10 protein-coding genes and 2 pseudogenes are annotated in these 12,528 nt (G+C 55.7%); 4 read left to right on the top strand and 8 right to left on the bottom strand.

The features are described from left to right. Positions 1-11: 11 nt before the first annotated feature. The 5 genes and pseudogenes from ACZ1GM_RS08935 to tyrS form a co-directional block, all read right to left on the bottom strand. Complete coding sequence (locus tag ACZ1GM_RS08935; protein ID WP_472676148.1) at positions 12-167, bottom strand: hypothetical protein; 156 nt, start codon at positions 165-167, stop codon at positions 12-14. A 117-nt stretch (positions 168-284) separates the two neighbouring features. Next, a complete protein-coding gene (cysK, locus tag ACZ1GM_RS08930; protein ID WP_472676147.1) occupies positions 285-1,205 on the bottom strand; it encodes a cysteine synthase A in 921 nt (306 codons plus the stop codon). Continuing rightward, positions 1,202-2,506: an MFS transporter gene (locus ACZ1GM_RS08925; protein ID WP_472676146.1), complete on the bottom strand. Its 1,305-nt coding sequence runs from the start codon at positions 2,504-2,506 to the stop codon at positions 1,202-1,204. Before ACZ1GM_RS08925 ends, cysK begins: the two co-directional genes overlap by 4 nt. Positions 2,507-2,572: 66 nt before the next feature. After that, a pseudogene (locus ACZ1GM_RS08920) lies at positions 2,573-2,912 on the bottom strand (PilZ domain-containing protein). A gap of 110 nt (positions 2,913-3,022) precedes the next feature. Then, positions 3,023-4,253, bottom strand: a pseudogene (gene tyrS, locus ACZ1GM_RS08915) (tyrosine--tRNA ligase). Between the two features lie 80 nt (positions 4,254-4,333). On the opposite strand from tyrS, the gene ACZ1GM_RS08910 reads away from it, so the two are divergent. Further along, positions 4,334-4,852: a DOMON domain-containing protein gene (locus tag ACZ1GM_RS08910; protein ID WP_472676145.1), complete on the top strand. Its 519-nt coding sequence runs from the start codon at positions 4,334-4,336 to the stop codon at positions 4,850-4,852. A 16-nt stretch (positions 4,853-4,868) separates the two neighbouring features. Continuing rightward, the gene (locus tag ACZ1GM_RS08905) at positions 4,869-6,071 is read left to right on the top strand and encodes an exo-beta-N-acetylmuramidase NamZ family protein (protein WP_472678531.1); all 1,203 of its coding nucleotides are present in this window, start codon (positions 4,869-4,871) and stop codon (positions 6,069-6,071) included. Positions 6,072-6,170: 99 nt separating this feature from the next. Here the strand turns inward: ACZ1GM_RS08905 and ACZ1GM_RS08900 are convergent, their stop codons facing one another. Further along, positions 6,171-7,355: a vWA domain-containing protein gene (locus ACZ1GM_RS08900; protein ID WP_472676144.1), complete on the bottom strand. Its 1,185-nt coding sequence runs from the start codon at positions 7,353-7,355 to the stop codon at positions 6,171-6,173. Positions 7,356-7,500: 145 nt separating this feature from the next. On the opposite strand from ACZ1GM_RS08900, the gene ACZ1GM_RS08895 reads away from it, so the two are divergent. After that, positions 7,501-8,955, top strand: coding sequence for a methyl-accepting chemotaxis protein (locus ACZ1GM_RS08895; protein ID WP_472676143.1), 1,455 nt, complete (start codon positions 7,501-7,503; stop codon positions 8,953-8,955). A gap of 8 nt (positions 8,956-8,963) precedes the next feature. Here the strand turns inward: ACZ1GM_RS08895 and ACZ1GM_RS08890 are convergent, their stop codons facing one another. Together ACZ1GM_RS08890 and ACZ1GM_RS08885 are read right to left on the bottom strand one after the other, a co-directional pair. Continuing rightward, positions 8,964-9,818, bottom strand: coding sequence for an AAA family ATPase (locus ACZ1GM_RS08890; protein WP_472676142.1), 855 nt, complete (start codon positions 9,816-9,818; stop codon positions 8,964-8,966). A 214-nt stretch (positions 9,819-10,032) separates the two neighbouring features. Then, positions 10,033-11,208 carry a serine hydrolase gene (locus tag ACZ1GM_RS08885; protein WP_472676141.1) on the bottom strand — a complete coding sequence of 392 codons (1,176 nt, stop codon included), beginning with the start codon at positions 11,206-11,208 and terminating at the stop codon, positions 10,033-10,035. A gap of 97 nt (positions 11,209-11,305) precedes the next feature. Between ACZ1GM_RS08885 and ACZ1GM_RS08880 the strand changes: the two genes are divergently transcribed. Further along, on the top strand, positions 11,306-12,520 hold the full coding sequence (locus tag ACZ1GM_RS08880) for a bifunctional alpha/beta hydrolase/OsmC family protein (protein WP_472676140.1): 1,215 nt from the start codon (positions 11,306-11,308) through the stop codon (positions 12,518-12,520). Positions 12,521-12,528: the final 8 nt, after the last annotated feature.

Genomic DNA, 12,528 nt, shown 5'->3' with positions numbered 1-12,528 from the left:
GTATTGAACGGCTATACGCTGTTGCTCACTTGCGGCTCAGCGCCAATTTTGGCTGCGACTTCTTCAATGCTTCCGGTCACCAGCAGCGGGCTGCCGCCGACCATTCCGACATTGGTTTGGCCATTCTCTGCGGTTCTAAGCCATGCAACATTTTGTGCGACGACCATATAGTTGCCACCGCGCGATCTCGAGCAGAACGAATTTCATCTGACTGTCTCCTGATGCAGGTGTTCTGCGCCCGGATGGTCAACATCAGATTAACGATACGATTGATCGTCGCGAAACTACTCTGCCGGGAGGAAATCCGGCACAGAGAGATAGCGTTCGCCAGTATCGTAATTGAACCCGAGGATGCGTGCTCCAGCGTCGAGATCGGGAAGCTTCGCCGATATCGCAGCCAGTGTTGCACCGCTTGAAATACCTACCAGCAGACCCTCTTCACTCGCACAACGCCGTGCCATATCCTTGGCAGCCTCGGCATCGACTGCAATTGCGCCATCAATCGCCTGTGTATGAAGGTTGCCGGGAATGAACCCAGCGCCAATGCCTTGAATCGGGTGAGGGCCAGGCTGGCCGCCACCAATTACCGGTGAAAGCTCGGGCTCAACCGCATAGGCCTTCATGCTTGGCCAATTTTCCTTGAGCACCTCGGCACACCCGGTCAGGTGCCCGCCCGTGCCAACGCCTGTAATCATGACATCTATTGGGGTGTCCGCGAAGTCGGTGAGGATTTCCTGTGCAGTGGTGCGGGTGTGAACTTTCCAGTTGGATTCGTTGTCGAACTGGCTTGGCATCCATGCGCCATCGGTCTGTTCAACCAGCTCGGTCGCGCGTTCAATTGCGCCCTTCATGCCCTTTTCTTTCGGAGTCAGGTCGAACGTCGCGCCATATGCCAGCATCAATCGGCGCCGCTCCAGACTCATGCTTTCAGGCATAACGAGGACAAGTTTGTAGCCTTTGACGGCGGCAACCATGGCCAGGCCAATGCCTGTATTGCCGCTGGTTGGCTCGATGATGGTCCCGCCCGGTTGTAGCGCGCCTGACGCCTCTGCGTCTTCAATCATGGCGAGACCAATGCGATCCTTGATCGACCCGCCGGGATTGGCGCGCTCATTCTTCACCCACACTTCGTGATCGGGGAATAGACGCGAAAGGCGGATGTGCGGCGTGCCACCGATAGTGGCCAGAATATTGTCAGCTTTCATACTGTCTGCTCCTGCGAGTTTTTATGCGCTGTCTTGTCGGATAATTCAGCGGGTGGGTCAAAGGTCTTCGTGGTTCTAAGTACAGGAAATATTCGTGACCATGCGGCAACGGTTACAATTGCGCCGATCCCTCCGGCAACAACGGCTGGGACCGGGCCGATCAGATAAGCAAGGCTGCCTGAGAAAAAGTCTCCGCCTTCGTTGGACGCGCTAATGGTGAGGTGACTGACAGAGGATACGCGACCGCGTTTGTCGTCAGGTGTATGCAGCTGGATAAGAGACTGGCGGATGTAGACGCTGAACATATCTGCAGAGCCCACCACAAAGAGCGCTGCGAGGCTAAGTGGCAGATAGGTCGATAGTCCGAAGGCGATGGTCGCAACTCCAAACACGGCCACTGCGATCAGCATGAGCGGGCCGACATTGTTCGACAACGGCCTGTAGGAGAAAAACAGACCCGTCAGCACCGCGCCTATCGCGGGAGCCATCGCTAGTTGCGCGAGCCCTTCTTCGCCAACTTGCAGGATATCACGCGCATAAACTGGGAAGAGCGCTGTCGCGCCAGCGAGGAAAACCGCGAGCAGATCCAGCGTGATGGAGCCCAGCACCATTTTATTGCGACCGACATATCGCAGGCCCTCGACCATTTGCTGGATTGGTCTCGCTGCTCCGGCGATGTTGGGTTGTGGGACTTTGGCTATCGTTCCCAACGCAATGATCGCCAGTGCGAACAAACCACAGGCGACGCTATAGGGTAGCGCAGGCTCAATGGCGTGGAGATAACCGCCAATGGCTGGGCCAACGATCATCCCGACTTGCCATGATATAGAGCTAAGCGCGATTGCGGTGGGCAGGATCGCCTTAGGCACAAGGTTCGGCGAAAGGGCCGACAGTGCGGGGCCGTTAAATGCGCGGACTATGCCGAGAATGATGGCGATCCCGAACAGCCACGGGATCGATATAGCGCCGATCCATGTGAGATAGCCCAGCGCTCCAGCACATAGGAATTGCAAAACTACCGTGCATTGCGCGACCTTGCGCCGATCAAACCGATCTGCGGCGAGCCCAGAAAATGGCGTCAGCAGAAACAGCGGGATAAATTGCAACAGCCCGATTAAGGCAAGCTGACCTGATGCACCTTCAATACTCATGCCGCCGCTGCGGGCGAGATCGTAAGTCTGCCAGCCAATGACCAGCATCATCGCATATTGACCGAGCGTCATTGATAGACGCGCAAACCAATAGGCGCGGAAGTTATGGACCTGAAATGGGTGGGCGGGCTGTTCTATCTCGGCGGTCACCTGGCCGCCATGACAGTGTCCGCCCGACTTGTGAAGGGTAAGGGCTTTGCGTGGATTAAAGGTCGATTAGCGTGAGCGGCGCAGGCGCGGGTTCGGTTGCAATGTGTCGATCAGCGCGTTGAATTCGTCCATGCGGATGAGACGTTCGAACTGGAACCCGGCACGGTTGTCACGTGTCCAGATGCAATAGGCCTCTATGCGGTACGACGTCGGGCAGGCGCAGGATCACGCGGTCGCCACGTGCCAATTTCCCGGCATCATCAATCATAAATCCGTTGGCTGACATATTGGCGATGTGCATCCGCACGTCACCATCACGGAAGTGTTCGACGATCACCGGGTGATCGACTGGGTGGCGTGCCATACGCCGCTGATCCGTTACACTAAGCTGTGCTCCAGCTGTCATTTTACGCTACCCCTCGTGTTCTTGAGAGTGTGATTAATGACAGTGAAAGGCTGACAATTGGTAAAATAAAATGTCCCGATCCGAGACAGGATTGATGTCTTGTTAAGGCTTTAGGGCCGCAGAATAGCGTGCTTTTTCTTGCCAAGACTTAGGCGGGCCTCTTCGCCATCTCGTAATGTCAAGATCTGCCCTGGATCGGTTAGAGCCTGATCGTCGAGCTTCACTGCCCCTTCGGCCAGTTTGCGCTTTGCCTCGCCATTTGACGCGGTGAACCCAAGCGCAGTCAAAGCCGCGCCCACGCGCATTCCCTCCGCACCAAGCGAGAGTGTTGGCAAGTCGTCGCCCAGGCCAGAGCCTGCGAACGTTTCTGCTGCGGTTGCTTCCGCTTTAGCGGCCGCGTCGCGGCTCGCGTACCAGGGCGGTCACCTCGTTGGCGAGCACAGTCTTTGCGGCATTGATCTCCGCGCCTTCCAGTGCCTCAAGTCGCGTGATCTCTTCTAGGGGTAAATCCGTAAAGAGTTTCAGGAAGCGTCCAACATCACGGTCATCGGTGTTGCGCCAGTACTGCCAGAAATCATAATCGGGCAGCTGCTCTGGGTTGAGCCAAACAGCGCCCGCTGCCGTTTTGCCCATCTTCGCGCCGTCGGCGGTGGTCAGCAGCGGCGTGGTCAAACCATAGAGGTCGCGCGCCTCCATACGTCGGCCCAGTTCCATGCCGTTGACAATATTTCCCCACTGATCGCTGCCACCCATTTGCAGCGCGCAATCATATCTGCGGGCCAGCTCGAGAAAGTCGTAAGCCTGCAGGATCATGTAATTGAATTCGAGGAAGGTGAGGGGCTGTTCACGATCAAGGCGCAGCTTCACCGAGTCGAACGTCATCATCCGATTGATAGTAAAATGCGGACCGACATCGCGCAGCAGCTCGATATAGCCGAGTTGACTCAGCCATTCGTCATTGTCGACCAAAATCGCATCAGTTGGCCCATCACCGAAAGTGAGTAAACGCTCAAACACCGTGCGGATAGAGGCGATGTTCGCGCTGATGTCATTACCGGTCAGCATCCTGCGGCTTTCATCCTTGCCGCTAGGATCGCCAACTTTGGTTGTTCCGCCGCCCATGACCACGATCGGCTTATGCCCGGCCTGCTGCAAACGGCGCAGCATCATGATCTGAACCAGACTGCCGACATGCAGGCTAGGCGCGGTCGCATCAAAGCCTATGTAGCCCGGCACAATCTGCTTCGCGGCGAGGGAATCGAGTCCCTCAGGATTAGTCACCTGATGAATGTAGCCGCGTTCGCTCAAAAGGCGCAGCAGATCGGATTGATACGTAGTCATAACGCGCACCGCACTAGCAGCGTTTTTGCTGTGTGTAAGCCTCTTGCGAGCGGTCGCGCACAGCCATAGGACAAGCGCCCATGACACCACTGATGCTTCATTGCGAATGCGACCTTGGCCCAATCCGCGCGGTTACCGCCGAAATTCATGCAACCGAGACTGGTTGCGATGCCGAATTTCGTCTTGATGGACGGATCGCCGGGATCAAAGTTCCAGAGCATACCCCGCCGGTGCGGATGGATAATCTGTGGAAGACGACGTGCTTTGAGATTTTCTGGCAGCCGATTGGTGGGACTTATTACCGCGAATTCAATCTATCGCCCTCAAGCCGCTGGGCAGCCTACGATTTTGACAGTTTTCGAGAGGGTGCTCGCGATGCCCCGGTTGATGCGATCGCGGTCTCCTGTTCGCACAGTGACAGCGAACTGATTTTGACGGCAAGTATTGCGGCGGACTTGCCCGACCCGGCTCAGGTGGCGCTCAATGCGATTGTCGAGGATCATGCGGGCAATATTCAGTTCTGGGCTTTGGCGTTTCCGCCCGGCAAGCCCGAATTCCATAGCGAGGCGTGCCGGCAAACGATCGTGGCCAGAGATTGAGGGGCAGCGTATGAACGTGAAGTTTGGAATTGATCGCCTGCTTGCTGGTCCTGCGCTCCGCGTGCCATTGGAGGGGAAGCGTGTAGCTCTGGTCGCGCACCCAGCGAGTGTCACAGAGGATCTTACCCATTCTCTTGATGCTCTGATTGCGGCGGGCGTCAATGTCACCAGCGCTTTTGGCCCGCAGCATGGGTTAAAGGGCGATAAGCAAGACAACATGGTCGAGACCGCGGACGAGACCGATCCAAAATACGGCATTCCGATCTTCAGTCTGTATGGGGAGGTGCGTCGTCCGACTGGGCAGATGATGTCAAGCGCAGACGTATTTCTGTTTGATTTGCAAGATCTTGGTTGCCGTATTTACACCTTCGTCACAACGCTTCTTTACCTGCTGGAAGAGGCAGAGAAGGTGGGCAAAGAGGTGTGGGTGCTGGATCGCCCTAATCCTGCCGGGCGTCCGGTCGAGGGAACTTTGCTGGTGCCGGGGAATGAAAGCTTCGTAGGTGCTGCGCCCATGCCGATGCGCCACGGCCTGACCATGGGCGAGATGGGGCATTGGTTTATCGAGCATTTCGGCCTCGATGTTTCTTATCGCGTGATCGCTATGCAGGGCTGGGAGCCCGACGGCGAAGGCCGTGGTTGGCCGGTTGAGCGGGTTTGGATCAACCCGTCACCGAACGCGGCGAGCGTTAATATGGCTCGCGCTTACGCCGGGACCGTGATGATCGAGGGCGCGACACTGAGCGAGGGTAGGGGGACGACCCGGCCACTGGAGGTGCTTTTCGGCGCACCCGATGTGGATGCCGAAGCGGTGCTCGTGGAGATGCAGAGGCTTGCGCCGGAATGGATGCATGGCTGCATCTTGCGGCCTTGTTGGTTCGAACCAACCTTCCACAAACATGCAGGAACGCTGTGTAACGCACTGATGATCCATGCAGAAGGTCCGCATTATGATCACGCCGCGTTCAAACCGTGGCGGTTGCAGGCGCTGGCGTTCAAAGCGATCCGGCGGCTATATCCCGACTATCCGATCTGGCGCGGCACTGACTTTAAGTATGAGTACACCGAAGACGTGCTGGCGATTGATGTGATCAATGGCGGGCCGTCGCTACGCGAGTGGGTTGATGATGCGAACGCTGCGCCGGGCGATCTGGACGCGCTGACCTCAAATGACGAGGCGGCGTGGCGTGAGGATGTGAAGAAGCATTTGCTTTATTAGCCTAACGTCACCCCGGACTTGACCCGGGGTCCCGCTACATTGTGATCGAGCATAAGTAAGCTGGATCCCGGCTCGGTGGCCGGGATGACGGTTGAGGGTTTAATGCCCCACCTTCCGGCTCAGTTCTCTCATCGCGTCGTCCAGGCCATCCAGCGTCAGCGGGTACATCCGGTCATCGACCAGTTGCTTCATGATCTTGGTGCTTTGTGAGTAACCCCATTGCTTTTCAGGAACGGGATTAAGCCAAACGGTCGCGGGGTAGGTGTTGGTCACACGCTGCATCCACATCGCACCCGCCTCTTCATTCATGTGCTCCACGCTGCCGCCGGGATGCGTGATCTCATAAGGGCTCATGGCCGCATCACCGACAAATATCACCTTGTAATCATGATCATATTTGTGGAGCACATCCCAGGTCTTCTCGCGTTCCTGCCAACGGCGTTTGTTGTCTTTCCACACACCTTCATAGAGGCAATTGTGGAAGTAGAAGAATTCGAGATTTTTGAACTCGGTCGTCGCGGCGCTGAACAATTCCTCGCACAGTTTGATAAAGGGATCCATTGATCCCCCAATATCAAGGAAAAGCAGCAGTTTAACGGCATTTCGGCGTTCCGGGCGCATATGGATGTCGAGCCAGCCTTGCTTGGCGGTGCCCTCAATCGTCGCATCAAGATCGAGCTGATCGGGGTTCCCTTCGCGCGCGAACCGCCGCAACCGTCGCAGCGCCATCTTGATATTGCGTGTGCCCAGTTCCTTGGTGTTGTCGAGGTTCTTGAATTCGCGCTTTTCCCATACTTTGATCGCGCGCTTGTGCTTGCTCTCTCCGCCGATCCGGACGCCTTCGGGGTTATAGCCTGAATGGCCGAACGGGGAGGTGCCGCCCGTACCAATCCATTTATTGCCACCCTCGTGGCGCTTTTCCTGTTCCTCGATCCGCTTCTTCAGAGTGTCCATGATCTCATCCCAATCGCCCAGGGATTCGATCTTCTCCATTTCTTCGGGCGTCAGGAATTTTTCGGCGACCGCTTTCAGCCAGTCTTCGGGGATGTCGACCGGGTTCTGCCCATAGTCTGACAGGATGCCCTTGAAGACTTTCTGAAAGACTTGGTCGAACCGATCAATCAGCCCCTCGTCCTTCACGAAGGTTGCGCGAGACAGGTAATAGAACGCCTCAGGCGACTGTTCGATCACGTCTTTGTCGAGAGCCTCCAGCAATGTGAGGTGCTCTTTGAAACTCGCCGAAATGCCAGCGGCGCGCAATTCATCTACAAAATTGAAAAACATGACTGCGACACTAAGGGGATTTCGCCACTTACGCCAAGCCTGAATTTGCGAGCGGCGTGCTGCCGATAATCGATAGACATGCTTAACGTCGTGCTAACGGTTTGCGGCTATCCCGGCGGCTCATCTTCTTGAGGATCGCACTTCGATGAAATTTGAAAAGACTGATATGAGTGAAGCGGCAGCGCTTGATCGCATTCCGCAGGCTTGCGGAGAGGTAACTGTTGGTTGTTCCAATGTTGCCGGACTTGTCCAAGCAGTGATCGAAACTTCCGAGGCTTTACGCGAGGAGCACGACGATCTGCAAGGCACTGTAAAGGCGCTTGAAGATGATCAGCTCAGAGTCGCCGAAGCGAGTGATGAGGCGCGTCTGTTGTCGGTCAAAGCGATTGAGCGCCTCGGCAAGGGCGCGGATCAGATCCAATCATCCCTTGGTCAGATTTCCGAATTGCTCGACATGGTTGGTGAGTTGGCGACTCACGTCACCGGATTTGCTGCGGCAATGGATCAGGTGAAACGGTGCTCCAAGGATATCGAAGAGATTGCTGAGACGACCAACATCCTTGCACTCAACGCCACGATTGAGGCGATGCGCGCAGGAGAGGCTGGCCGTACTTTTGCGGTGGTAGCCAATGAGGTCAAAGGCCTCGCTGGCGAAACGCGCAAAGCGACTGACGAGATTGCAACGGTCATCGAAACATTGGGAGACGAAGCCAACTCAGTCATTGAACGTATTGAGGTGGGCGCAAACGCTAGCAACGCAGCCAAAAATTCGGTCGCTAGCATTGATGAGACGATGGCAGGTGTTACGCAGCTGGTCCGCGAAGTTGACGAGCAAAATGATCAAATTGCTCGTGCGACTGGCATGATGACTGACCATGTCACGAATGTTCAGAAAGTCATCAAGAGCTCGATGAACGTTGCGACAGAAAACGCTCAAAAGCTGGCTGAAGCCAATGAGGTGATGATCGACGTCGAACGCGTTGCCAATGAGATGTTTGATGGCCTCGTCCAAGCAGGTCTGTCGCCGAATGATCAGATGTTCGTGGAACATGCCCTCGACACTGGAGAGCAAATCCGTGAAGTTATCGAACAGGGTTTGCTGAACGGTGAGATATCGCGCGAAGCCATCTTCGATACAAACTACAAATTGATCGCGGGCTCCAACCCTCAACGGTTCACCACAGCTCTTACCGAGTTTGCAGAAAAGCGCTGGAAGCCGATTCTCAATTCAATGACGAACCGTGTGGATGATTGCATCGCGGCAGTCTGCGCCGACAGGAATGGCTTCATGCCGACGCATGTAGATCGTTTCTCTCAGAAACCGACGGGCGATGTCGCACACGATACGCAATTTTGTCGTAATGGCCGCATCCTGCAGGATGCCTCAGATGCGGAAGCGGCAGCGAGCGATGCGCCATATCGCATGGCCGTGTTCCGCCAGGAAGGGAACGGCGATGAGTATTACGTCGTTCGCAGCGTTTATGTACCTATAAAGGTGAGGGGTGAACGCTGGGGCGACCTGCGATTCGCATACATCCTGGGCGGTGCGGAGAAGCTTTTGACCGAGGCCGAACAGAAATACAGCGGCGCCGCGAGGTAGTCGATCTTTTAGGTAGGATTTCGCCGCGCCATAAAGGCGAGCCGCTCAAACATCATGACATCCTGCTCGTTCTTAAGCAGTGCGCCATGAAGCGGAGGTATTGCGCTATTGGGGTTGCTGTCCTGCAGCACCTCAAGCGGCATATCCTCATTCAGCAGTAATTTTAGCCAGTCCAGTAGTTCGCTCGTCGATGGCTTCTTCTTCAGGCCAGGCACATCGCGCAGCTCGTAAAAGATATCCATTGCCTTTGTGACCAAAGTTTTTTGAATGTCAGGGAAATGCACGCTGACGATTTCGCGCATTGTGTCGCGGTCGGGAAACTTGATGTAGTGGAAGAAACAGCGGCGCAAAAACGCGTCTGGCAGCTCCTTCTCGTTGTTTGAGGTTATGACAACAATGGGGCGTTCCTGCGCGGTGATTGTCTCATGCGTTTCGTAAACGTCGAAACTCATTCGATCGAGTTCTTGCAAGAGATCATTCGGGAACTCGATATCGGCTTTGTCGATCTCATCGATCAGAAGGACGGGCAGCTCGGGCGACGTGAAAGCCTCCCACAGTTTTCCCTTTTTGATGTAGTTCGAGATATCGTGAACGCGCTCATCGCCGAGCTGACCATCGCGCAGGCGCGCCACCGCATCGTATTCGTAAAGGCCCTGCTGCGCCTTGGTCGTCGATTTGATGTTCCACTCGATGAGCGGGGCACCCATTGCTTTGGCTACCTCATGCGCGAGAACTGTCTTGCCGGTTCCGGGCTCACCTTTGACCAAAAGCGGGCGCCGCAACATTGCGGCTGCGTTCACCGCAACTTTCAAATCTTCCGTAGCGATGTAGTCTGATGTGCCTTCAAAACGCGTATCGGCCATGGGTTTTCCCTTGCAACTTACCTTTACGTACGCGTTAAGCGGCGACGCTGCGCTGTGCAAGGGTCATCAATCAACAAAGGTTCAATTCAGGGTGCGAGCGCGAGGATCCGGCGCGCAAGCATCTCCAGCTGAGCATTTGCTAACGGCGCGTCTGGGTTGTTCCAGCTCAAGGTCAGAATATGCCATTTCTCAGACTTGTCCTGCAGTAGCCATGTCAGATTAAGTACGCCCGGTTCGGACCCCCCTTATATCCAATGTAGGCCCAGTCCTTTGCTTCGTTCTCGGATAGAGCGGAGCTGACGGCCATGATCTTGCGGGCAGTCGGGTCATCGAATTCGGAGAGGGCACGCATGAGGTTGCGCAGATCGCCAGTATTCGCGAACCATTCCAGCGTGTCGATTTCGGTTGGTGTTGTGAAGCCTGGGAAATCCAGCTTGCTAGGGTCGCCGCCTATATCATCTTCAAAATCAGCGAGGATCGCACGTTTGGTTTCTTCATCCCCGGCGATGTATTTCTGCGCGTTATTGGGGCTGCCTTTAAGTGCAAACATCTCCAGCGTGGTAAGAAATGGTGTTGTGCGCTCCGCATCAGAATGACCAGTCAGTTCTAATTCTGCTTCGATGGCATCTCGCCCAAGCTCATGCATGAGAATATCGGTTGCGGTGTTGTCGCTGATCGAAATCATCATCGTTGCGAGCGTTTGCAAGGTCACGGGCGCGCCGCTGGGCCAGCGCTGCATCTGGCCGCTTGGGAAAGAGCGGCGATCAATGGTGAGCGTATCTGACCAGTTTCGCTCCCCGGCCTCAATAGAACGCGCCAGGGCAGACAACACGTAAAGCTTGAAGGTCGAGCCAATTGCCAAGTGTTTCTCAGCACCAAGTGCCAAGACTGGCGTATCATCGTCGAGCGGCCCGAAATAGGCGCTGACATCTCCCGGCAACGCGCCGAGTTCCAAGCCGATTTTGACTGCGCTATCATCCAGTTGATCAAAGCTGCTCAACAGCAAGCCCTCGATCAGATGCGGCTCGTTCGGCTCGATCACGATCGTCCCGCGTCCGATGGCCTTTTCGAATCGTATCGCTATGTTGCCGCTCAACTCTCCCGTCGGCTCTAGGCTCTCCAGCGCCACAACTGGGCCAAATTGGGATTGCAATTGCTGGCTGATGACCTCGAACTGCGCAGGTGGCACGGCTGCGAGAAATGTCGCGCTGAAGACATCTTGCGGGCTGAGCTCTCTCTTGATCAGCCTAATCGTATCTTGCGCACGCTCTTGCAGAGGCGACGCTTCGGCTGTTTGTGATGACGTTTGCGGGTCTTGAGCATTGGCGGCGACTGGCGCAAGGATGCTTGCCGTGGCAGCAATGAAAGCTAAGTGAGTGTGTTTGATCATATCGCCTGTGTTATCGTGACAATACAGCCAGCGCAATGGTAACCTAAAGCCACCTGACGCGAACTCTCTTGCAGACCGCAATCAAAGGACAATTGCCATGCCTACCGAGCGTCTTACGATAGAATCGCCATTCGGTCACAGCCTTTCAGGGGCGTTGGAAATGCCAACCGGGCTTGTGCGGGGGGCTGCGCTGTTCGCGCATTGCTTTACATGCACCAAACAATCCAAAGCCGCGGTGACCATTGCGAGAGAGTTGGCACGCAATGGCATTGCGACGCTTCGTTTTGATTTTACCGGGCTAGGTGGCAGCGACGGCGATTTTGGCCGCGCTGGATTTGCAAGCGATATCGAAGATTTGATCTGCGCGGCGCGGTATCTGTGCGACCGGTTCGGTGATGGAATCTTGCTAGTAGGCCATAGCCTTGGCGGCGCAGCAGTTCTGGCTGCTGCGGATGATCTGGGCTTTGACCATGTCGCGGCCATTGCGACGATTGGTGCACCATCCGACGTACCGCACGTGCTGGGCAATATCAGGGGCGATCTTGCCGCCATCGAACGAGATGGCGAGGGCGAGGTTAGCATTGGCGGTCGCAGCTTTCATTTGTCGAAGGAGTTTCTCGACAAAACGCGTCAGATTGACCTGATGGAAGAGGTTGCTCGTCTCCGCGTGCCAGTAATGATCGCGCATTCGCCGACCGATCAGATTGTCGGGGTCGAGAATGCCAGCGCGCTGTTTGAAGCGGCCAAACATCCGAAGAGCTTTGTCAGTCTTGCTGGCGCGGATCACCTGCTCACCAACGAAGCGGACGCACAATTCATCGCTGGCGTCATTTCAAGCTGGGCGACCCGTTACCTGCCGATGAAAGATGACTGGCCCATGCCCGATGACGGTGTGATTGTACAAACCGGGCATGGCAAGTTCGGCACTGAAGTTCATACGGCAACGCATCGTTTTGTGGCTGATGAACCGCTGAGTTATGGCGGCGATGACACTGGCCCGACGCCGTATGATCTGCTTTTGGCATCGCTAGGCACATGCACCGCCATGACCATGAAAATGTACGCAGATCGCAAAGAGTGGCCGTATGAGGGCGCGCGCATTCAGGTAACGCATGAGCGCAATCATGCTGAGGATCTGGGCCACGTTGTCGAGGAAGGCATGCAAACTCAGGCACTACATCGCCGGATCGAAGTGATAGGCGCTGACTTGACCGACGACCAACGGGCGAAAATTCTAGAGATTGCCGACAAATGCCCGGTCCACAAAACTCTAGAGGGGCATTTGCATATTCACACTGAAGGTGCCGGTTAAGTCTTAGC

The sequence above is a fragment of the Qipengyuania sp. JB2-7 genome (genome assembly GCF_055693485.1).
Note: the sequence above shows the minus strand (reverse complement) of the source record. Positions and strands in the feature narration are given on the sequence as shown.